The sequence below is a fragment of the Streptomyces sp. CA-146814 genome (assembly GCF_050942385.1).
GTDB lineage: Bacteria > Actinomycetota > Actinomycetes > Streptomycetales > Streptomycetaceae > Streptomyces.
Genome location: NZ_CP192068.1, coordinates 1528001 through 1548900, shown reverse-complemented (window position 1 = coordinate 1548900; position 20900 = coordinate 1528001). Strand labels below are relative to the sequence as shown.

At 71.4% G+C, this 20900-nt stretch carries 19 protein-coding genes; 11 read left to right on the top strand and 8 right to left on the bottom strand.

Annotated elements, in window-relative coordinates; translation table 11 throughout:
- The first annotated feature begins 35 nt into the window (after positions 1–35).
- Entirely contained in the window at positions 36–614 is a 579-nt protein-coding gene (locus tag ACQP09_RS06860) for a dienelactone hydrolase family protein (RefSeq protein ID WP_404070210.1), read from the top strand.
- Positions 615–676: 62 nt separating this feature from the next.
- Here ACQP09_RS06860 and ACQP09_RS06855 read toward each other — a convergent pair whose 3' ends face one another.
- The 3 genes from ACQP09_RS06855 to ACQP09_RS06845 form a co-directional block, all read right to left on the bottom strand.
- Positions 677–1492 (bottom strand): DsbA family protein, encoded by an 816-nt coding sequence (locus ACQP09_RS06855; protein WP_433396766.1) that lies wholly within the window; start codon positions 1490–1492, stop codon positions 677–679.
- 63 nt (positions 1493–1555) lie between these two features.
- Complete coding sequence (locus ACQP09_RS06850) at positions 1556–2287, bottom strand: hypothetical protein (protein WP_433396765.1); 732 nt, start codon at positions 2285–2287, stop codon at positions 1556–1558.
- A gap of 80 nt (positions 2288–2367) precedes the next feature.
- On the bottom strand, positions 2368–3693 hold the full coding sequence (locus ACQP09_RS06845) for a DUF2252 domain-containing protein (RefSeq protein ID WP_433396763.1): 1326 nt from the start codon (positions 3691–3693) through the stop codon (positions 2368–2370).
- Between the two features lie 203 nt (positions 3694–3896).
- Here ACQP09_RS06845 and dnaE point away from each other — a divergent pair, with 203 nt between their 5' ends.
- On the top strand, positions 3897–7433 hold the full coding sequence (gene dnaE / locus ACQP09_RS06840; RefSeq protein ID WP_433396761.1) for a DNA polymerase III subunit alpha: 3537 nt from the start codon (positions 3897–3899) through the stop codon (positions 7431–7433).
- Between the two features lie 130 nt (positions 7434–7563).
- Here the strand turns inward: dnaE and ACQP09_RS06835 are convergent, their stop codons facing one another.
- Positions 7564–7743 carry a hypothetical protein gene (locus tag ACQP09_RS06835; RefSeq protein WP_404070200.1) on the bottom strand — a complete coding sequence of 60 codons (180 nt, stop codon included), beginning with the start codon at positions 7741–7743 and terminating at the stop codon, positions 7564–7566.
- A gap of 291 nt (positions 7744–8034) precedes the next feature.
- Here ACQP09_RS06835 and ACQP09_RS06830 point away from each other — a divergent pair, with 291 nt between their 5' ends.
- The 5 genes from ACQP09_RS06830 (at position 8035) to ACQP09_RS06810 (ending at position 13356) form a co-directional block, all read left to right on the top strand.
- Positions 8035–9306 carry an NYN domain-containing protein gene (locus ACQP09_RS06830; protein WP_433396759.1) on the top strand — a complete coding sequence of 424 codons (1272 nt, stop codon included), beginning with the start codon at positions 8035–8037 and terminating at the stop codon, positions 9304–9306.
- 187 nt (positions 9307–9493) lie between these two features.
- Positions 9494–10477 (top strand): ABC transporter ATP-binding protein, encoded by a 984-nt coding sequence (locus tag ACQP09_RS06825; protein ID WP_084753379.1) that lies wholly within the window; start codon positions 9494–9496, stop codon positions 10475–10477.
- 103 nt (positions 10478–10580) lie between these two features.
- Positions 10581–11426 (top strand): ABC transporter permease, encoded by an 846-nt coding sequence (locus tag ACQP09_RS06820; protein WP_433396757.1) that lies wholly within the window; start codon positions 10581–10583, stop codon positions 11424–11426.
- Between the two features lie 90 nt (positions 11427–11516).
- Entirely contained in the window at positions 11517–12260 is a 744-nt protein-coding gene (locus ACQP09_RS06815; RefSeq protein WP_433396755.1) for an ABC transporter permease, read from the top strand.
- A 266-nt stretch (positions 12261–12526) separates the two neighbouring features.
- Positions 12527–13356 (top strand): IS5 family transposase gene (locus ACQP09_RS06810; RefSeq protein WP_433406508.1). Its coding sequence is split into 2 segments (ribosomal slippage): positions 12527–12868 and positions 12871–13356, totalling 828 coding nucleotides; the frame shifts between segments, so codons are not numbered across the junction.
- 16 nt (positions 13357–13372) lie between these two features.
- Here ACQP09_RS06810 and ybaK read toward each other — a convergent pair.
- The 4 genes from ybaK to ACQP09_RS06790 all read right to left on the bottom strand — a co-directional run bounded on the left by ybaK (position 13373) and on the right by ACQP09_RS06790 (position 17521).
- Complete coding sequence (gene ybaK, locus ACQP09_RS06805; RefSeq protein ID WP_433396753.1) at positions 13373–13870, bottom strand: Cys-tRNA(Pro) deacylase; 498 nt, start codon at positions 13868–13870, stop codon at positions 13373–13375.
- Positions 13871–13887: 17 nt separating this feature from the next.
- Complete coding sequence (locus ACQP09_RS06800; RefSeq protein WP_433396751.1) at positions 13888–14652, bottom strand: LON peptidase substrate-binding domain-containing protein; 765 nt, start codon at positions 14650–14652, stop codon at positions 13888–13890.
- A gap of 5 nt (positions 14653–14657) precedes the next feature.
- Positions 14658–15698, bottom strand: a complete 1041-nt coding sequence (locus ACQP09_RS06795) for a hypothetical protein (RefSeq protein WP_432148119.1) — start codon at positions 15696–15698, stop codon at positions 14658–14660.
- A gap of 221 nt (positions 15699–15919) precedes the next feature.
- A complete protein-coding gene (locus ACQP09_RS06790) occupies positions 15920–17521 on the bottom strand; it encodes an oxidoreductase (protein ID WP_433396749.1) in 1602 nt (533 codons plus the stop codon).
- A gap of 168 nt (positions 17522–17689) precedes the next feature.
- Here ACQP09_RS06790 and hisD point away from each other — a divergent pair, with 168 nt between their 5' ends.
- From hisD to ACQP09_RS06770, 4 genes are read left to right on the top strand one after another with little or no spacing between them, the layout of a single operon-like run.
- Positions 17690–19012: a histidinol dehydrogenase gene (gene hisD / locus ACQP09_RS06785; protein ID WP_433396747.1), complete on the top strand. Its 1323-nt coding sequence runs from the start codon at positions 17690–17692 to the stop codon at positions 19010–19012.
- A complete protein-coding gene (locus tag ACQP09_RS06780) occupies positions 19009–20139 on the top strand; it encodes a histidinol-phosphate transaminase (RefSeq protein ID WP_433396745.1) in 1131 nt (376 codons plus the stop codon). The genes hisD and ACQP09_RS06780 overlap by 4 nt, the downstream gene beginning before the upstream one ends.
- Positions 20136–20732 carry an imidazoleglycerol-phosphate dehydratase HisB gene (gene hisB / locus ACQP09_RS06775; protein ID WP_030583332.1) on the top strand — a complete coding sequence of 199 codons (597 nt, stop codon included), beginning with the start codon at positions 20136–20138 and terminating at the stop codon, positions 20730–20732. The genes ACQP09_RS06780 and hisB overlap by 4 nt, the downstream gene beginning before the upstream one ends.
- Complete coding sequence (locus tag ACQP09_RS06770; RefSeq protein ID WP_003969742.1) at positions 20729–20896, top strand: hypothetical protein; 168 nt, start codon at positions 20729–20731, stop codon at positions 20894–20896. The genes hisB and ACQP09_RS06770 overlap by 4 nt, the downstream gene beginning before the upstream one ends.
- Positions 20897–20900: the final 4 nt, after the last annotated feature.

The following is a 20900-nucleotide window of genomic DNA, read 5'->3' as shown; positions in this document are numbered from 1 at the left end:
CCCAGTCCTCCAAGCATTGAGGCGCAGCTGGCACCATGGGCCTCATGGACATCATGCTTTTCCACTCGACCTACGGGCTCACGCCCGCAGTGCACGCCGCAGCCGCACGTCTGAGGGACGCCGGCCACGAGGTGCGCGTGCCCGATCTCTTCGAGGGCCACACCTTCGACACGGTGGAGGAGGGCATGGCCTTCAAGGAGGAGGTCGGCAAGGAGGAGCTGCTGAAGCGCGCGGTGCTCGCCGCGGCCCCCTACTCCGACCAGGGGCTCGTCTACGCCGGCTTCTCGCTCGGTGCGGCGACCGCGCAGACCCTGGCGCTCGGCGACGCGAAGGCGCGTGGTCTGCTGCTCCTCCACGGCACCTCGGACATCGCGGAGAACGCCACGGTGGAGGAGCTTCCGGTCCAGCTGCACGTCGCGGACCCGGACCCCTTCGAGTCCCACGACTGGCTGAACAGCTGGTACCTCCAGATGCAGCGGACCGGCGCGGACGTGGAGATCTACCGCTACCCCGGGGCCGGCCACCTGTTCACCGACCCCGACCTCCACGACTACGACCAGGCGGCCGCCGAGCAGACCTGGAAGGTCGCGCTCGGCTTCCTGGCCACGCTGTAGGGGCCGCTGTAGGGGCCTGACGGCGGGCGGGCGAACAGGGCACGTCCGCCCGCCCGGAGGCGTTACGCCTTCAGCGCCTGGTCCACCGCCGCCGTGAAGTCGGCCGCCGTCATCGGGGCGTTGTCGCTGCCCTCCTTCGTGACCTTCTTGCCGTCCATCTTCAGCGTCGGTGTGCCCTCCACGCCGCTCTTGCCGAACGCGTCGGACATCTTCATCGCCCAGGCGTCGTACGTACCGTCCTCGACGTCCTTCTGGAACGCCTTGTTCCCCTTGAGCGCGTCCACCGAGTCGGCGACCTCGATGAGGTAGCTGTCCTTGGCGAACTTGTCCTCGCTCTCCTGCGGGTGGAACTTCGCGGAGTACAGCGCGGCCTTGTACTCCATGAACGCCTCGGGGCTCACGTTCAGCGCGGCGCCGAGCGCGCTGAGGGCGTTCTTGGAGCCCTCACCGTTGTCGGTGTTGTCGATGAAGGTCGCACCGACGTACTTGACCTTGTACTTGCCGGCCTCGACGTCCTTCGCGAGGGTCTCGCCGACGCCCTGCTCGAACGTGGCGCAGACCGGGCAGCGGGAGTCCTCGTACAGCTCCAGCGTCTTCTTCGCGTCGGACTTGCCGATCACCACGGTGGTGCCGTCGGTGCCGGAGGTGTTCTTCGGCGCGCTGACGTTCTTCGCGTCGGCGGCGGTCTCCCAGGCGGACGGCTTGTTCAGCTGCATCACGCCGTAGCTGATACCGCCGACGACGGCGAGGGCCGCGACGACCGAGACGCCGACGACGAGCTGCTTGCGGGTCCTGTCCTTCTTGGCCTGCGCCTCGCGCTCGGCGCGCAGCCGCTCACGGGCCGCTGCCTTGTTCTGCTGGGTGTTGCGCTTGCTCATGATCGTTCTCCGTGAAGGTGTGGGGAGTGGAAGGGGTGCTGCTCGGCGCCGGCCGTCCTGCCCTCAGGCAGCGGTGGCGTACGCGGTGAGCGGCGGCCCCCTCCGTCCCACGGAGTGCACGGGGAAGCTGGCCGGGGAGAGCGGGTGCACGCGCCCGGCGGCGCGCGGCAGACGGGGGGCGGACCGGACGGTTCCGCGCACCACGGCGACCGCGGTGAGCAGCGGCCGGAACGCCACCAGCGCCGCCGTGCGCACCAGCCCGGCCAGCGCCGCCTCGCCGCGCCGCAGCCAGGCGGCGGCGAGCAGCCCGACGGCCACATGCGCGGTGAGCAGCAGCCACGGCACGGCCGGACCCGGCTGCGCCAGCAGGGCCGCCGCGCGGTCGCCCGCACCCGTCATCCCGGCGAGCGGCGTGCCCACCGCGCCGACGCCCGCGATCCGCGCACCGGTCGCGCCGACCTCGCCGCCTCCGCAGAGCACGTCGAAGCCCACCGCGCGCAGCGGGCCCGCGATGGGCCCGCCGGCCGCTCCGTAACAGAGGTGCTGGCCGGTGGTGAAGAGCGTGTCGGCCGCCAGCTCCAGCGGGACCAGCAGCCCCGCGATGGCGCCGAAACCGCGCTCCCGGCCGGCCAGCGCGTACGCCACGGTGAAGACGACGGCCGCGAGCAGCGCCACCGCCGTCAGTGGCAGCGGCACCCCGGAGAGCAGCACATGGGACGCGGTGGACAGGGTGACGACGAGCGCGGCGAACAACGCCGCGCGCACCACCCTGAGCTGCGTACCTGAAATGTCCATCGCCGGAAAGTGTGTCATGTGCGGAGGTAAGCGGACCTTAAAAGAAGCTGAGAGTCACAGCACGGCCGGGTGCGGGCGGCCTACAGCCCCGGGATCCTGCCGTTGCGGAACAGGTCCACGAAGATCTGGTGGTCCGCGCGGGCCCGGGCCCCGTAGCTGTGGGCGAAGTCGACCAGCAGCTCGCCGAACCCCTCCTCGTCGGCCGCGATGGCCGCGTCGATCGCCCGCTCCGTGGAGAACGGCACCAGCGAGTGGCCGCTCTCGTCGTCCGCCGCCGCGTGCATGGTGGCCGTGGCCCGGCCGAGGTCCGCGACGACCGCCGCGATCTCGTCCACCTCGTCGATCTCGGACCAGTCCAGGTCGACCGCGTACGGCGAGACCTCGGCGACCAGCTGTCCGGAGCCGTCCAGCTCGGTCCAGCCCAGCCACGGGTCCGCGTGCGCCTGCAGCGCGCGCTGCGAGATCACCGTCCGGTGCCCCTCGTGCTGGAAGTAGTCCCGCACGGCGGCGTCCGTGATGTGCTGGGAGACCGCCGGGGTCTGCGCCTGCTTGAGGTAGATCACCACATCGTTCTCCAGGGCGTCGCTGTTGCCCTCCAGGAGGATGTTGTACGACGGCAGCCCGGCCGATCCGATGCCGATGCCCCGCCGGCCCACCACGTCCTTGACCCGGTAGGAGTCGGGGCGGGTCAGGCTCGACTCCGGCAACGTCTCCAGATAGCCGTCGAACGCGGCCAGCACCTTGTACCGCGTGGCGGCGTCCAGGTCGATCGCGCCGCCGCCGTCGGCGAAGCGGCGCTCGAAGTCCCGGATCACCGTCATCGAGTCCAGCAGCGAGAACCGGGTCAGCGAGCGCGCGGCGCGCAGCGCGTCCAGCAGCGGGCCCTGGGCCGTGTCCAGCGTGAAGGGCGGCACCTCGTCGTTCTTCGCGCCCGTCGCCAGCGCGTGGATCCGCTCCCGGTAGGCGGCGGCGAAGATCCGGACCAGGTCGGTGATCTGCTCGTCGGCCAGCGCCTTCGCGTAACCGATCAGTGCCACGGAGGCGGCGAACCGCTTCAGGTCCCAGGTGAAGGGGCCCACGTAAGCCTCGTCGAAATCGTTGACGTTGAAGACGAGGCGGCCGTTGGCGTCCATGTAGGTGCCGAAATTCTCCGCGTGGAGATCACCGTGGATCCAGACCCGGCCCGTGCGCTCGTCCAGATACGGGCCGCCGCGCTGCTCGCGCTCCAGGTCGGTGTAGAACAGGCAGGCCGTGCCCCGGTAAAAGGCGAAGGCCGAGCCCGCCATCTTGCGGAACTTGACCCGGAAAGCGGCCGGATCGGCGGCCATCAGCTCCCCGAAGGCGGCGTCGAAAACGGCGAGAATCTGCTCCCCGCGCTGCGCTGCGCCGGTCTGCGTTTCCGACATCTCTTGCTGCCTCCTGCTGTCGTTGGCGTACCTGCCGGGGAACCCGGTGCGTGTGACGGAGTGCATCACAAAACGGACACCCGTCCCGCTCTCTCCAACGCTCGGCGGAAGCCGGGAGTGCCCGTCGTCCGACTCCGTCACGTCGTAGACTTCCACGCTGTCCCCCCGTCCGTCATCGCCCGACTTCCCGGAGGCCCGACGCCGTGACCAAGCCGCCCTTCACGCACCTGCACGTTCACACCCAGTACTCGCTGCTGGACGGTGCGGCGCGGCTCAAGGACATGTTCGAGGCGGCCAACGAGATGGGCATGACGCACATCGCGATGACCGACCACGGCAACCTCCACGGGGCGTACGACTTCTTCCACTCGGCGAAGAAGGCGAACGTCACACCGATCATCGGCATCGAGGCGTACGTCGCTCCGGAGTCGCGCAAACACAAGCGGAAGGTGCAGTGGGGACAGCCGCACCAGAAGCGCGACGACGTGTCCGGATCCGGTGGTTACACCCACAAGACGATCTGGGCGTCGAACAAGACCGGGCTGCACAACCTCTTCCGGCTCTCCTCCGACGCGTACGCCGAAGGCTGGCTCCAGAAGTGGCCCCGGATGGACAAGGAGACCATCTCCCAGTGGTCCGAGGGGCTCATCGCCTCCACCGGCTGCCCCTCCGGCGAGGTCCAGACCCGGCTCCGGCTCGGCCAGTTCGACGAGGCGGTCCAGGCCGCCTCCGACTACAAGGACATCTTCGGCGCGGGCCGGTACTTCCTGGAGCTGATGGACCACGGCATCGAGATCGAGCGCCGGGTCCGCGACGGGCTGCTGGAGATCGGCAAGAAGCTCGACATCCCGCCGCTGGTCACCAACGACTCCCACTACACGTACGCGCACGAGGCCACCGCCCACGACGCCCTGCTCTGCATCCAGACCGGCAAGAACCTCTCCGACCCCGACCGCTTCCGCTTCGACGGCACCGGCTACTACCTGAAGACGACGGACGAGATGTACGCCGTCGACTCCTCCGACGCCTGGCAGCAGGGGTGCGCCAACACCCTTCTGGTCGCCGAGCAGATCGACACCTCCGGCATGTTCGAGGCGAAGAACCTCATGCCGAAGTTCGAGATCCCGGACGGCTTCACGGAGATCACCTGGTTCCAGGAGGAAGTCCGGGCCGGGATGGCCCGCCGCTTCCCGAACGGTGTGCCCGACGACCGGCAGAAGCAGGTCGAGTACGAGATGGACATCATCATCCAGATGGGGTTCCCGGGGTACTTCCTGGTCGTCGCGGACTTCATCATGTGGGCCAAGAACAACGGCATCGCCGTGGGCCCCGGTCGTGGTTCGGCGGCCGGTTCGATCGTGTCGTACGCGATGGGCATCACCGACCTCGACCCGATCGAGCACGGGCTGATCTTCGAGCGGTTCCTCAACCCCGAGCGCGTCTCCATGCCCGATGTCGACATCGACTTCGACGAGCGCCGGCGCGTCGAGGTGATCCGGTACGTGACCGAGAAGTACGGCGCCGACAAGGTCGCCATGATCGGCACGTACGGCAAGATCAAGGCGAAGAACGCCATCAAGGACTCGGCCCGCGTGCTGGGCTACCCGTACGCCATGGGCGACCGCCTCACCAAGGCGATGCCCGCCGACGTCCTCGGCAAGGGCATCGACCTCAACGGCATCACCGACCCGAAGCACCCGCGCTACAGCGAGGCGGGCGAGATCCGGGGGATGTACGAGAACGAGCCGGACGTCAAGAAGGTCATCGACACCGCGAAGGGTGTCGAGGGCCTGGTCCGGCAGATGGGCGTGCACGCCGCCGGCGTCATCATGTCCAGCGAGCCGATCGTCGACCACGCACCGGTCTGGGTCCGGCACACCGACGGCGTCACCATCACGCAGTGGGACTACCCGCAGTGCGAGTCGCTCGGCCTGCTGAAGATGGACTTCCTCGGCCTGCGCAACCTGACGATCATGGACGACGCCATCAAGATGGTGAAGTCCAACAAGGGCATCGACCTGGAGATGCTCTCGCTGCCGCTGGACGACCCCAAGACGTACGAACTGCTCTGCCGCGGTGACACGCTCGGCGTCTTCCAGTTCGACGGCGGGCCGATGCGCTCCCTGCTCCGCCAGATGCAGCCCGACAACTTCGAGGACATCTCCGCCGTCTCGGCCCTCTACCGGCCGGGCCCGATGGGCATGAACTCGCACACGAACTACGCGGAGCGCAAGAACGGCCGCCAGGAGATCACCCCGATCCACCCGGAGCTGGAGGAGCCCCTCAAGGAGGTCCTCGGCCTCACCTACGGCCTGATCGTCTACCAGGAGCAGGTCCAGAAGGCCGCCCAGATCGTCGCCGGGTACTCGCTCGGCGAGGCCGACATCCTGCGCCGCGTGATGGGCAAGAAGAAGCCCGAGGAGCTGGCGAAGAACTTCGTCCTCTTCGAGAAGGGCGCCAAGGGCAAGGGCTTCTCCGACGCGGCGATCAAGGCGCTGTGGGACGTCCTGGTGCCGTTCGCCGGGTACGCGTTCAACAAGGCGCACTCCTCGGCGTACGGCCTGGTCACCTACTGGACCGCCTACCTCAAGGCGAACTACCCCGCCGAGTACATGGCGGCCCTGCTGACCTCGGTCAAGGACGACAAGGACAAGTCCGCGGTCTACCTAAACGAGTGCCGCCGCATGCGCATCAAGGTGCTCCCGCCGAACGTCAACGAGTCGCTGTCCAACTTCGCCGCCCAGGGCGACGACGTGATCCTCTTCGGCCTGACCGCCATCCGCAACGTCGGCCAGAACGTCGTGGACTCGATCATCCGGTCCCGCAAGGCGAAGGGGAAGTACAGCTCCTTCCCCGACTTCCTGGACAAGGTCGAGGCGGTCGTCTGCAACAAGCGCACCGTCGAATCGCTGATCAAGGCCGGCGCCTTCGACGAGATGGGCCACACCCGCAAGGGCCTCGTCGCCCACCACGAGCCGATGATCGACAACGTGGTCCAGGTCAAGCGCAAGGAGGCCGAGGGGCAGTTCGACCTGTTCGGCGGCGGCGAGGAGGAGAGCGGCGAGCCGGGCTTCGGGCTCGACGTGGAGTTCTCCGACATCGAGTGGGAGAAGGCCTATCTGCTCGCGCAGGAGCGGGAGATGCTCGGCCTGTACGTCTCCGACCACCCGCTGTTCGGCCTGGAGCACGTGCTGTCCGACAAGGCCGACTCCTCGATCTCCCAGCTGATGGGCGGGGACTACGGGGACGGCGCCATCGTCACCGTCGGCGGCATCATCTCCGGCCTCCAGCGCAAGATGACCAAGCAGGGCAACGCCTGGGCCATCGCCACCGTGGAGGACCTGGCCGGCTCCATCGAGTGCATGTTCTTCCCCGCCACCTACCAGCTGGTCTCCACCCAGCTCGTCGAGGACACCGTCGTCTTCGTCAAGGGACGGCTCGACAAGCGCGAGGACGTGCCCCGGCTCGTCGCCATGGAGATGCAGGTCCCGGACATCTCCAACGCCGGCACCAACGCGCCGGTCATCCTCACCATCCCGACCGTGAAGATCACCCCGCCGATGGTCACCCGGCTCGGCGAGGTGCTCAGCCACCACCGGGGCGACACCGAGGTACGCATCAGGCTCCAGGGCCCGAGCAAGACCACCGTGCTCCGGCTCGACCGGCACCGGGTCAAGGCCGATTCGGCCCTCTTCGGCGACCTGAAGGTGCTGCTCGGCCCGTCCTGCCTGGCCGGCTGAGGCTTTTCGGAACGGCGTACGAACGAGTTTCGGAAACGGCGTAACGAGTTTCAGAACGGCGTACGACGAGAGGGGCGTCCCGCACCGGCGGGACGCCCCTCTCGTCGTACGACCGCGAGCGGCCGACGCGTCAGTTGTGACCGAAGCGCCGCTGGTGCTTGCGCGCCACGTCGGACGGGCTGCCCTGGGACTGCGTCTGCGACTGGGTCTGCGACTCGAACGCCGTCGACTTGGCCTGCTCGGCGCTACGCTCCGACGCGGACGCGCGATCGTGCTGGCTGCCCTGCTTGCGGTTCTTGTTCTTGGCCATGATGAATGCCTCCTGTGGGGAATCCTGGGGGGCCAGGACCATCGTCAGACTCACATAGCGCCGCAAACCGTGCATGTTGGATCATTACCGTGCGTAGCGGTATCCGCAGTGAGGACCGTTCCCGCTGTCCGCCCCAGACCTTTTCCGGCCCTTTCCCGATTCGCCACGCCGATGATCGAGTTCCGGCCGTTAACCCTTGTGCGGTCGGGCAGACTCGAAGGAAACCCTGGGTAAGCGGACCCGGTCATCGAGGGGCGGGCCGCTGAACCGTTCCCGAACTCCTGGAAGAGGGTGGAACGCGTGGACCGTTGCGTCGTCCTGGTGGACGCCGGCTACTTGCTGGGCGCAGCCGCGAGTCTGCTGGCCGGAGAGCCCGCCCGTTCCCGGATCACCGTCGACCACGCGGCCCTCATCCAGGGGCTGCGCGAGCGGGCCGAGGCCGACACGCAGCAGCCGCTGCTGCGGATCTACTGGTTCGACGGCGCCCCCGACCGGGTGCCCCAGCCCGAGCACCGCAGGCTCCGGGTGATGCCCCGGGTGACCGTACGGCTGGGAGCCCTGACCCGCAGCGACGGACGCTGGGCGCAGAAGGGCGTGGACGCCGCCATGCACGCCGAGCTCACCGAGCTGGCCAGGAACCGGGCCTGCTCCGACGTGGTCCTGGTGACCGGTGACGGCGACCTGCTGCCCGGCCTCATGTCCGCCAAGGAGCACGGCGTCGCCGTCCACCTCTGGGCCGTCCAGGCCGCCGACGGCGACTACAACCAGTCCGAGGACCTCGTCGCCGAGGCGGACGAACGCCGCGTCCTCGACCGGGCCTGGATCACCAAGGCCGTCCGCGCCAAGGACACCGGCGGCAGCTGCCCGCCGCCGCCCGCCCCGCGCCCCGAGATCGCCGCCATCCTCTCCGCACCACTGCCCGAGGCCGCCCTCGCCGCCTCCGCCGAGCGGGCCTCCGAAGCGGCCCAGGCCGCGCAGGCCGCCGCCCGCAACGGCCCCGCCGCTCCCGCCGAGACCGAACCCTCCCAGACCCCGCCGGCCCCCGGCCACAAGACCGTTCCCACCCCCAAGGACCTCGCCGCACTCCGCGCCCACGCCACCCACCCCGACCGGAGTGCCGCCCAGCACGCGGCCCCCGCCAGCGCCACCCTGCGCTGGTCCTCCGACAAGGGCTGGGTCGAGCGCTCCGGCCCGCTCGGCGAACCGGCCGAGACCGCCTCCCTGCCGACCCTCGCCCAGCTCACCAGCGCCGAACAGCGGTGGGCCGACCGGGAGGAGGACATCACCACCGTCGGCGGCGACCCCTTCGAGGTCGGCCAGGTCTTCGCCCGCCGCTGGATGGAGCGCCTCCCGGAGACCGTCCACCTGCAGAAGCTCTCCACCATGTACCCGCGCATCCCGCACCGCATCGACGGCGAACTCCTGCGGTACGCGGCCCGCTTCGGGCTCCTCGCCCACAAGGACGACCAGATCGACGAGCACGACCGGTACGCGATCCGGGCCGGGTTCTGGCGCGAGATCGACGTGCGCGCGGCGGCGGAGCACGTGCCCGCGGGGGAGTAGGCGCCTACGCGGGGTGCGCGACGCGTGTCTCCCGCGGATCGTGCCGGGCGGGCGACGTATGCCTCCCGCGGATCGCGCCGGGTCCCGCGACGCGTGATGGCCCCGGACGCGAACCGGGGCATGTGACCCCGTACCCTCGTACCTCGTGAGTACGGGCACAGCACAGGCGCAGAGCGACACCGGCACCGTGTGCGCGGTGCGTGACCTCGTCAAGACCTATCCCGCCGTCCGGGGCCGCCGCGGCGCGCCCGCCACGCCCGAGGTGCGGGCCACCGACGGGATCAGCCTCGACGTCGAGCGCGGCGAGATCTTCGGACTGCTCGGCCCCAACGGCGCCGGCAAGTCCACCCTCGTCCGTCAGCTCACCGGGCTGATGCGCCCCGACTCCGGCTCCGTCGAAGTCCTCGGCCACGACCTCGTACGCCACCCCGAGCGGGCCTCCCGGCTGATCGGCTACCTCGGGCAGGAATCCACCGCCCTGGACGAGCTGACCGTCTCGCTGGCCGCCGAGACCACCGGACGGCTGCGCGGCCTCCACGTCCGCGAGGCCCGCGCCGAACGCGACGCCGTACTGGAGGAGCTCGGCCTCACCGAGCTGGCCGGGCGGCCCCTGAAGAAGCTCTCCGGCGGACAGCGCAGGCTCGCCTGCTTCGCCGCCACGCTCGTCGGGGACCGGCCCGTACTGGTCCTGGACGAGCCCACGACCGGCATGGACCCGGTGGCCCGGCGGGCCGTCTGGGCCGCCGTCGACCGCCGCCGGGCCGAGCGCGGCGCGACCGTCCTGCTGGTCACCCACAACGTCATCGAGGCCGAGACCGTCCTCGACCGGGTCGCCGTCCTGGAACGCGGCCGGGTCATCGCCTGCGACACCCCCTCCGGGCTCAAGGAGAAGGTCGCCGGCGAGGTCCGCGTCGAGCTCATGTGGCGCGAGCGGGCCCCGCTGGACGTCCCGGAGGTCGCGGCGCTGCGCCCGTCCGCCCAGGAGTCCGGGCGGCGCTGGGTGCTGCGGCTCGGCCCCGACGAGGCCCGGGCCGCGGTCGCCGCGGTGACGGGCGGCGCGGCCTTCGCCGCGCTCGACGATTTCACCCTGGCCACACCCAGCCTGGAAGATGTGTACCTGGCGCTCGGCGGGGACGCGGCCAATGCGAGCAAGGGGCTGGTGAAGGCGTGATGATCCGGGGACGCGGAGCGGGAGCGCTGAACGGGGCGCAGGCACCGTACGTAGTGGTGGGCGCGGTGGATGTACTGGACGGGTGTAAGGGGAGCGGCCTCAGGTGACGAGCATCATTCCGGCCAGGACCGCACCGTCGCGCGTCCGGCCCATGCCCCGCCCCTCCGGCCCCGGCTCCGCCGCGCGGACCGTGCCCGCCCCGCTCGCGCCGCGCGCCCGGCTGCTGCCCTCGCTGGCCGCCGTCTACCGCGCCCAGCTCTCCCGGGCGCGCGTCGCCCGGATCCCGCTGCTCTTCGTGGCGACCTTCCAGTCCGTCGGGATCATGGTCCTGATGCGGGGCGTCGTCGACGGCGGGGCCGAGGCCCGTGCCGTGGTCGCCGGCTCCAGCGTCCTGGTGGTGGCGTTCGTCGCGCTCAACCTGCTCGCCCAGTACTTCGGCCAGCTGCGGGCCGGCGGCGGGCTCGACCACTACGCCACGCTGCCGGTGCCGCCGGCCGCGGTGGTGCTGGGGGCGGCGGCCGCGTACGCCTCGTTCACCGTGCCCGGCACGGTCTTCACGGCGATTACCGGCAGCGTGCTGTTCCAGCTCCCGATGACCCATCTCTGGGTCCTGGTCGCCGTCATCCCGCTCTCCGGCGCCGCGCTGGCCGGGCTCGGCGCCGCGCTCGGGCTGCTCGCACCGCGCCAGGAGCTGGCCACGCTGCTGGGCCAGCTCGGCATGTCCGCCGCGCTGCTGCTCGGCGTGCTGCCGGCCGACCGGCTGCCGGAGCCGGTGGGGTGGGCGCGGGACCTGCTGCCGTCGACGTACGGGGTCGAGGCGCTGGCCCGCTCCTTCGACGCGTCACCGGACTGGGGCATGATCGGCCTCTTCCTCGCGGTGTGCGCGGTGGTGGGGGTGCTGTCGCTGGCGGTGGCCACGTGGGCGTACCGGCGGGCGGCGGTGCGGTAGGGCGGTTGGCGGTCGGTACGTCGGTGGCGTGCCGTACGCCGGTGGCGTGTCGTGCGCACGCGTGCGGCAGCCGGTGAGGCGCCGCACAGGGTGGCCTGGCACGATGGCACGGTGACCGCACCTCTGACGCCGCCTCACCAGCCGGACCCCCACGATCCGTGGCAGGCCCCGCCCTCGGGCTCCCACCTCGCGCCCGCGTTCGACTCGCCCGACGACCCGGACACGGCGACGGAGCTCCGTCAGGCCGCTGTGGTCACCGTGCTCGTGGCGCTCGCCGGTGTCGCGCTCGGGCTGCTGTGGCTGTGGCTCGCGCCCCGGGTCCCCCTGGTCTCCGACGGCAGCGCCGTCTTCCTGGAGAACAGCGAGGGCGAGGAGGCGATCGGGGCGGACGGAACGTTTGTCCTGCTGGCGGCCGTGTTCGGCCTGCTGTCGGCGGCCGCCGTCTTCTGGCGGCTGCGGCGGGGCGGGGTCCTCGTGGTGATCGCTCTCGCGCTGGGCAGTGTGCTCGGCTCGCTCGCGGCGTGGCGGGTCGGGGTCTGGCTGGGCCCGTCCTCCGACGTGGTGGCCCGGGCGCGGGAGGTCGGCAAGGGAGTCGTCTTCGACGCGCCGCTGGAGCTGCACGGGGTGGCGGCGGCGGTGCTGGTGTGGCCGTTCGTGGCGCTGGCCCTGCATGTCCTGCTGACGGCGGCGTTCGGGGAGCGGGAGCCGGAGCCGGAGTGGGCGGGGCTGGGGTGGTCGTCGTATTACGGGGAGCCGGGGGCGGGTGGGCCGCCGCCTGGGCCGGGTGGGGCTGGGCCGGGCGGGCCGCCCGCAGGGGGGCCGGGGGGCCTGTAGGGCGCCTGCGGCGGGCTGATCCCCTCCCCGCCCCTTCCCGAAACCGGAGCTCCGCCCCGGACCCCCTTCGTCCTCAAGCGCCGGACGGGCTGGTTTCGGGGCGCTGCCCCGGACCCCGCTCCTCAAGCGCCGGAGGGGCTGGGTTTCAGGTGCTGCCCCGGGCCCCGCTCCTCAAGCGCCGGAGGGGCTACAGATCGGGGCTCCGCCCCCGGGAGGGCCTAGGCAGTGTCTTCAAATGATCACCGCTGGTGGATCATGGTGTCGTGATACGTCGCCATGAACTGTCGGATGCCGAGTGGGAGTTCGTCCGGCCGCTGCTGCCCGCGTCGTTGCGGGGACGCAAGCGGTTGGACGATCGCAGGGTCCTGAACGGGATCGTGTGGAAGTTCCGGACCGGGACGGCCTGGCGGGACGTGCCCGAGCGCTATGGCCCGTGGGCCACGCTGCATACGCGTTTCCGCAGGTGGGCGGCGGACGGGACGTTCGACCGGATGCTCCGCGCCGCCCAGGCGAAAGCGGATGCGGCGGGCGACGTCGACTGGCTGGTGTCCGTCGACTCGACGATCGTCCGCGCTCACCAGCACGCGGCCGGGGCCCGAAAAGGGGGCTCCGCGACCCGGCCCTCGGCCGGTCAAGAGGCGGTCTGACCAGCAAAATCCACCTGGCCTGTGACGGGCGGGGCCGACCCCTGGCATTCGTGGTCACGGGTGGAAACACCAACGACTGCACCCGGTTCACCGCCGTGATGGAAGCGATCCGCGTGCCCCGGATCGGACCCGGCCGTCCCCGGGTCCGGCCCGATCACGTCCTGGGCGACAAGGGCTACAGCTCGAAGGCGATCCGCGCCTGGCTCCGTCGCAAGGGCATCGCCCACACGATTCCCGAACGGGCCGACCAGGCCCGCAACCGGGCCCGGCGAGGCAGCCGCGGAGGCCGCCCGCCGGCCTTCGACCGCGAGGTCTACAAGCACCGCAACGTCGTGGAACGGTGCTTCAACCGCCTGAAGCAGTGGCGCGGGATCGCCACCCGGTACGACAAGACTGCCGAGTCCTACGAAGCAGCTGTCACGCTCGCGTCACTCCTGATGTGGGCGTGACATTTGACGACAGGCCCTAGGGGCGCCCGATCTCCGCGAACACCGCCCCCGTCAGCCCCGCCAGATCCTCCGCCGCCAGCTCCACCTCCAGGCCCCGGCGGCCCGCCGAGACGCAGATCGTGGCGTGTGAGCGGGCCGACGCGTCCAGCACCGTACGCAGGCGTCTGCGCTGGCCCAGCGGGGAGATGCCGCCGCGGACGTAGCCCGTCGTGCGTTCCGCCGCCGTCGGGTCCGCCATCGTGGCGCGTTTGCCGCCCACCGCCGCCGCCAGGGCCTTGAGGTCCAGGGAGCCGGCCACCGGGACGACCGCGACCGTCAGTTCGCCGTCGACCTCCGCGACCAGGGTCTTGAAGACCCGGTCGGGGGAGACGCCCATGGCCTCGGCGGCCTCCTCGCCGTAGGAGGGGGCCGCCGGGTCGTGGTGGTAGGCGTGGACCGTGAAGGCGGTGCCCGCCTCGGTCAGGGCGACCGTGGCGGGGGTGCCGCCCGACTGCTTCTTCGGCTTCTTCGCCACCGGTGGGGAGTCCTTGGTCAGTTGGGGTGCGTCGGGGCGCGGGTCAGGTCCGGCGCGGGCAGTGACGGGAGGTGGCGGATGACCGCCGTCTCCCGGCGCAGCAGCGTCAGCTCCTCGCGCAGCCGGGTCGCGGTGTCCGGGGCCTGGAGGAGGCGCTGCCTGGTCGGGACGTCCAGGACGGTGGCCGCCGCGACCAGGTAGGAGACGACGGACGGGTCGTCGGGCAGCTCGGTGCCGGTGGCGAGCGAGCGCTCGGTCGCTCCGGCCAGCCGCTTCTGGTAGGCGCGGAACGCCCGCAGCACGCCTTCGGCGAGGGCTCCGGCCTCGTCGGCCTCGTCCTCGGCGGGCGGCTCCTCGGTGACCTCCTCGACCTCGGCGGTCAGATACGGGCCGCTCGCGTCGACGGAGAGCAGCCGGACCCGGGTGGTGCCGGTGGCCAGGATCTCGAAGCTGCCGTCCGGCCGCTCGCGGATGGTCGCCGCGTCGGCGACGCAGCCGACCCGGTGGAAGGTCTGGATCGGGTCGGGGCCGAAGCCCTCGGCCGGAGCGCGCTCGGCGGGAGGCGCGGAGGCGACGGGGTCCGGCATGCCGGTGCCCGTCACCGCGGTCTCGCGGCCGTCGCGGATCGCGACCACGACGAAGCGGCGAGGTTCGTCCTCGTCGCTCTTCAGCAGCTCCCGCATCATGGCGCGGTAGCGCTCCTCGAAGACGTTGAGCGGCAGCACGAGGCCCGGGAACAGCACCGTGTTGAGCGGGAAAAGGGGGAGACGGGCGGTGGTCACAACGCTCAAGCGTAATGGCCACGCGGACGTCCGCGGTCGGCCCGGCCGCGCAAGGGCGTCACGGAGGCCACCTGGAGCCGCGCGCCGTCCCGTGCGTCGAGGAACCGGCCCAGGGCGTCGTCGGAGACCGAGGACCACGGGAACGACGTCGCGTGCTGCCCGATCAGCGTGAACTGCTCCAGCGCCTCGGCCCAGCGCCCACGGGCGAGGAGCACGTACGCGAGGAGGTTGCGCACCTCGGCGGGCCACGGGTCGCCGGGCCGGTAGGCGGCCGACAGCCGGATGGCCGCGTCCGCCGCCGCGTCGATCCGCTCCTCCAGTACGGAGGTGGTGCGGCCCACCGCCTGCGCGTCCAGGAGCAGCGCGAAGGCCGCCCGGACCGGCAGGGCCTGCACCAGCGAGTGCGGTACGGCGTCCTCGGCGGCCCGCTCGGCGAAGTCGAAGCACTCGCGGTGCGAGCCGTACCAGGCGGCGGAGAGGTAGCGCAGCGCCGCCACATGACAGCCGTAGTGGTGCGCGGAGCGCCGTATCGCCTGTTCCCACAGCGACTCGAAGGAGGTGTGCGTGGCGTGGCTGCCGCGCGCGTGGTCCAGCGCGAGCCGCCACGGCACCGGGTCGCGCGGGTCCGCCTCGGCGGCGGCCGTGATCAGCGGGCCGACCTCGTGGAGCCGTTCCGCGCGGGCGGGCGACTCCCAGGCCCGGCGGACCGCGAGCTCCGCCTTGACCAGCAGCGCGTCCGGGTCGCGCGGGGCCGTGGCCAGCCAGTCGGTGAGCCAGCCGTCCCGGTGGCGGGCGAAGGTGACGAGTCTGCCGAGGTAGCGGTCGCGGTTCTCCCAGTCGGCGGCGTCCCGGGTGGTCGCCAGCAGCTTGGCGGCCGGTTCGTGGTCGCCGAGGGCCGCCGCCACCAGCGCCGGGGAGAGCCGCTCGTCGGGGGCGTCGAGCAGCACGGCGTCATCCGCGGGCAGTCCGGCGGACAGCGGAGGGCTGTGCCGGATCATGCGCGCGGTACTGAGCAGAGCGCGAAGGAAGGCCATGGTGCAGACCATTGAAAAGCGCTGGTGAGGGCCGCGCCAGGGGTGCGCTGTGAAGCTTCTGTGCCGAGTGCATGGGTTGTATCGGGCCGGGTCAAGAAAGGGCAAAGGAAATGTCCGGTGGTGGCTTGAACATGACCCTCCGGTCACCGCGTCACCGCCGCCACAGTGGCCCCGCACACCTCCCGGACCCGCCGGTCCCGGCCGCCCTCACCCCGTACGAACTGCCCTTTCGGTCAGCCCCTGCGCAGCAGCCGGGAGGCTCCGGCAGCCACCGTCGTGGCCAGAACCCACCCCACGAGCACCAGAGCGGCCGCGGCCCACTGCCAGCCGCCCTCCATCCGCCAGTAGCCGTCCTGGCCGAGGTTGATCACCGGGATCAGGAGGTCCAGGGCGTAGAGCGCCGGATTCCACTCGGGGGACTCGTCGTTCTTGATCGACGCCGGGTCGTACCGCGAGAAGGCCGCCGTGCCCGCCGCCCACAGCACCGCCATCCACACCAGCGCCCGCCCCGGCCGGTACCCGTACGCCACCGTCCAGTCCTGGAGGAACCCCCACGCCTTCGCGGCCGGCGGCAGCGTCTCCCGGCGGCGCCGCTGCTTGGCCAGCAGCACCTCCCGCGCGTCCGAGTCCTCGCCGCTGCCGCGCAGCACTGTCGCGAGCCGCTCGTACGGCTCGGGGACGTACTCCGGCGTCGCCGCCGACACCCACTCCAGCCGCCGCGAGAGCGGGAAGTGGCCGTACGGGACGAGGTTCTCGTAGACGAATCCGCCCATAGCCAGACCGCCGGGCCCCGGCCAGCTGGTGGACAGGTCGATCAGCGTCACCACCTTCGCGCCGTTCAGCACGACCCGGCCCTCCTCCGGCCGCTCCGCGTTGAACCGCAGCTCCGGCGTGACGATCCGGCGCAGCGACAGCTCCTCCTGCCGCGTCATCGAGAACCGGGCCTTGTGCAGGTCCACCGCGTCCCCGAACCGCCCGTCGTCCAGCCGCACCCCGCCCTTGCACTCGAAGATCTGCGACCGGGTCCCACGCGCCGGGGTCGGCGCGTAGACCACGCCGTACGGAGGTGTCGTGCCCTGGTTCCCGGTGTCGACGCTCACCCACGCCTCGGTCATGTACAGCGTCCGCTCCACCGTCAGCTGCGGCGCGTTCAGCGCGCGCCGGTCCTCCGCCGCCCGCAGATGGCTGCCGCGCAGACTCAGCGAGCCGCCCACCTTCGCCCCGCGCAGACTCAGCTCACCGTGCGTCTCGATCATCTCGGCCTGGATGTCCTGCGCCACCGACATGCCGTCCCCGACGAAGGCCCGGCCGTGCCGGTCCGGCCCCACGCTCAGCTGGCTGATCAGCAGATCCGTACCGATCTGCGCGTCGGTCAGCCGGATGCCCCGGTCGATCCGGCAGCGCGGCAGATGCAGATCGCCCTCCGTGTGCAGCCGGGCCGCCTCCAGCCGCGGCAGCAGGCAGCCCACCATGCGCAGGGTGGTGAAGTGGCACTCCGGCAGCACCACCTCCTGCTCGAAACGGCACCCCGTCAGCTCCACGTACGGCGAGACCCGCCCGCCCGCCAGATCCAGCTTCCCGGTGATCCGCACCCCCCGGAGCTTCAGCGCCGCCACCCGGCCCGGCCGCGCCGGCGGCCCGCTCAGCAGCAGCCGCGCCACCGTCCGCGCGCCGACACTCCGCTCCGGCCCCCAGGAGTGCGGGCCGAACGGATCGTTGCGGGCGGAGTCGTACGTACGTAAGTCGTAGGTCGTCCCGTTCCGGAAGGACTGCCACATGCCCAGCTCCGCCGCGCTGAGCCCGTCCGGGATATCGCCTTCGTGCGGCTCGGTCACGGCCGCTCCCTCCGTGCACACATGCTGTAGTGCTGTTCTTCCCGTTGCGTCACGGCGTGAAAGCTATCGGTCAGCAGTGACAACCGGTGCGGCCCGAGTTGGCCGAGACATGTATCAGCCAGTGATACGGGCGACCGGCGCTCCTGAGCGGTCTGCGAGAATTGCGGTGTGATCTCTCGAATCGATCTGCGCGGCGACACCCTCCCCGAGGGTGCGGCCCTGCGCGACCTGCTGCCCCGTGCCGAGTTCGACGTGGAAGCCGCCCTGGAGACGGTGCGGCCCATCTGCGAGGACGTACGCCATCGTGGCTCCGCGGCAGTGATCGAGTGGGGGGAGAAGCTCGACGGTGTCCGGATCTCGTCGGTCCGGGTGCCCGCCGAGGCGCTGAAGCAGGCGCTGGAGGAGCTGGACCCGGCCGTCCGCGCCGCGCTGGAGGAGTCGATCCGCCGCGCCCGCCTCGTCCACCGCGAGCAGCGCCGCACCACGCACACCACCCAGGTCGTCCCCGGCGGCACCGTCACCGAGAAGTGGGTCCCGGTCGAGCGCGTCGGGCTCTACGTCCCCGGCGGCCGCTCGGTCTACCCGTCCTCCGTCGTGATGAACGTCGTCCCGGCCCAGGAGGCGGGCGTCGAAGGCGTCGCCGTCGCCTCCCCGCCCCAGAAAGACTTCGGCGGCCTCCCGCACCCCACGATCCTCGCCGCCTGCGCCCTGCTCGGCGTCGACGAGGTGTACGCGGCGGGCGGCGCCCAGGCCGTCGCGATGTTCGCGTACGGCACCGAGGACTGCCCCCCGGTCAACCTGGTCACCGGCCCCGGCAACATCTACGTCGCCGCCGCCAAGCGCCTCCTCAAGGGCCGCATCGGCATCGACGCCGAGGCCGGGCCCACCGAGATCGCGATCCTCGCCGACGCCACCGCTGACCCGGCGCACGTCGCCGCCGACCTGATCAGCCAGGCCGAGCACGACCCGATGGCCGCCGCCGTCCTGGTCACCGACTCCGAGGAGCTGGCCGCCGCCACCGAGGCGGAGCTGGCCCCCCAGGTCGCCGCGACCAAGCACATCAAGGACCGCATCGAGCCCGCGCTGGCCGGCCGCCAGTCCGCGATCGTGCTGGTCTCGTCCATCGCGGACGGCCTCAAGGTCGTCGACGCGTACGGTGCCGAGCACCTGGAGATCCAGACCGCCGACGCCGCCGCCGTCGCCGACCGGGTCCGCAACGCCGGAGCGATCTTCGTCGGTCCCTGGTCCCCGGTCTCGCTCGGCGACTACTGCGCCGGCTCCAACCACGTCCTGCCCACCGGCGGCTGCGCCTGCCACTCCTCGGGCCTCTCCGTGCAGTCCTTCCTGCGCGGCATCCACATCGTCGACTACAGCCGCGACGCGCTCGCCGAGGTCACCCACCATGTCGTGACCCTCGCCGAGGCGGAGGACCTCCCCGCCCACGGCGCCGCGCTCAAGGCCAGGTTCGGATGGAAGGTCCCCCAGCAGTGACGAACGTCGGCACCACCCCCCGTAACCCCTGGGACGAGCTCCCCATCCGCGACGAGCTGCGCGGCCAGTCCCCGTACGGCGCGCCGCAGCTCGACGTCCCCGTACGCCTCAACACCAACGAGAACCCGTACCCGCTGCCCGAGGCGCTCGTCGACCGGATCGCCGAGCGCGTCCGCGAGGCCGCCCGCGACCTCAACCGCTACCCGGACCGGGACGCCGTCGAGCTCCGCACCGAGCTGGCCCGCTACCTCACGCGGACCGCCGGACACGAGGTCACCGCAGCCCACGTCTGGGCCGCCAACGGCTCCAACGAGGTCCTCCAGCAGCTGCTGCAGACCTTCGGCGGGCCCGGCCGCACCGCGATCGGCTTCGAACCCTCGTACTCGATGCACGCCCTGATCTCGCGCGGCACCGGCACCGGCTGGATCTCCGGCCCGCGCTCGGCGGACTTCACCATCGACGTGGAGGCCGCCCGCGCCGCCATCGCCGAGCACCGCCCCGAGGTCGTCTTCATCACCTCGCCCAACAACCCCACCGGCACGGCGGTGAACGCCGACACCGTCCTCGCGCTGTACGACGCCGCCCAGGCCGCCGGGCCCTCGGTCGTCGTCGTCGACGAGGCGTACGGCGAGTTCAGCCACCACGCCTCGCTCCTCCCGCTGATCGCGGGCCGCCGCAACCTGATCGTCTCGCGGACCATGTCCAAGGCGTTCGGCGCCGCCGGGCTGCGCCTGGGCTACCTCGCCGCCGACCCGGCCGTCGTCGACGCGGTCCAGCTGGTCCGGCTCCCGTACCACCTCTCCTCCGTCACCCAGGCCACCGCGCTCGCCGCCCTGGAGCACACCGATACGCTGCTCGGGTACGTCGCGCAGCTCAAGAGCGAGCGCGACCGGCTGGTGGCCGAGCTGCGCGCCATCGGCTACGAGGTCACCGAGTCGGACGCCAACTTCGTCCAGTTCGGCCGCTTCGACGACAGCCACGCCGTCTGGCAGAGCATCCTCGACCGGGGCGTCCTGGTCCGGGACAACGGCGTACCGGGATGGCTGCGGGTCACCGCGGGAACCCCGGCAGAGAACGACGCGTTCCTCGATGCGGTACGCGAACTCAAGAAGGAGCACGACGCATGAGCCCCCGCGTAGGCCGCGTGGAACGCACCACGAAGGAAACGTCCGTGCTGGTCGAGATCAACCTCGACGGCACCGGAAAGGTCGATGTCGCCACCGGGGTCGGCTTCTACGACCACATGCTCGACCAGCTCGGCCGCCACGGCCTCTTCGACCTCACGGTCAAGACCGAGGGCGACCTGCACATCGACAGCCACCACACCATCGAGGACACCGCGCTGGCGCTCGGCGCCGCCTTCAAGCAGGCCCTCGGCGACAAGGTCGGCATCTACCGCTTCGGCAACTGCACCGTCCCGCTGGACGAGTCGCTCGCCCAGGTCACCGTCGACCTCTCCGGCCGCCCGTACCTTGTGCACACCGAGCCCGAGAAGATGGCGCCGATGATCGGCGCGTACGACACGACGATGACCCGGCACATCCTGGAGTCCTTCGTCGCGCAGGCGCAGATCGCCCTGCACGTCCACGTGCCGTACGGGCGCAACGCGCACCACATCGTGGAGTGCCAGTTCAAGGCGCTCGCCCGCGCCCTGCGGTACGCCTCCGAGCACGACCCCCGCGCCGCCGGCATCCTGCCCTCCACGAAGGGCGCCCTGTGACCGGCCTCAACACCATCCTGATCGTCGTCGGCCTCTTCCTGGCCGGCGGCGTCTACTCCTTCGCCAAGCAGGGGATGCCCAAGGGCGTCATCGTGCTGCTGTCGATCGGCTCCGTGATGTGCCTGGTGGCGGGCATCCTGCGGATCCAGGGCCTGTGGGACTGAGGGG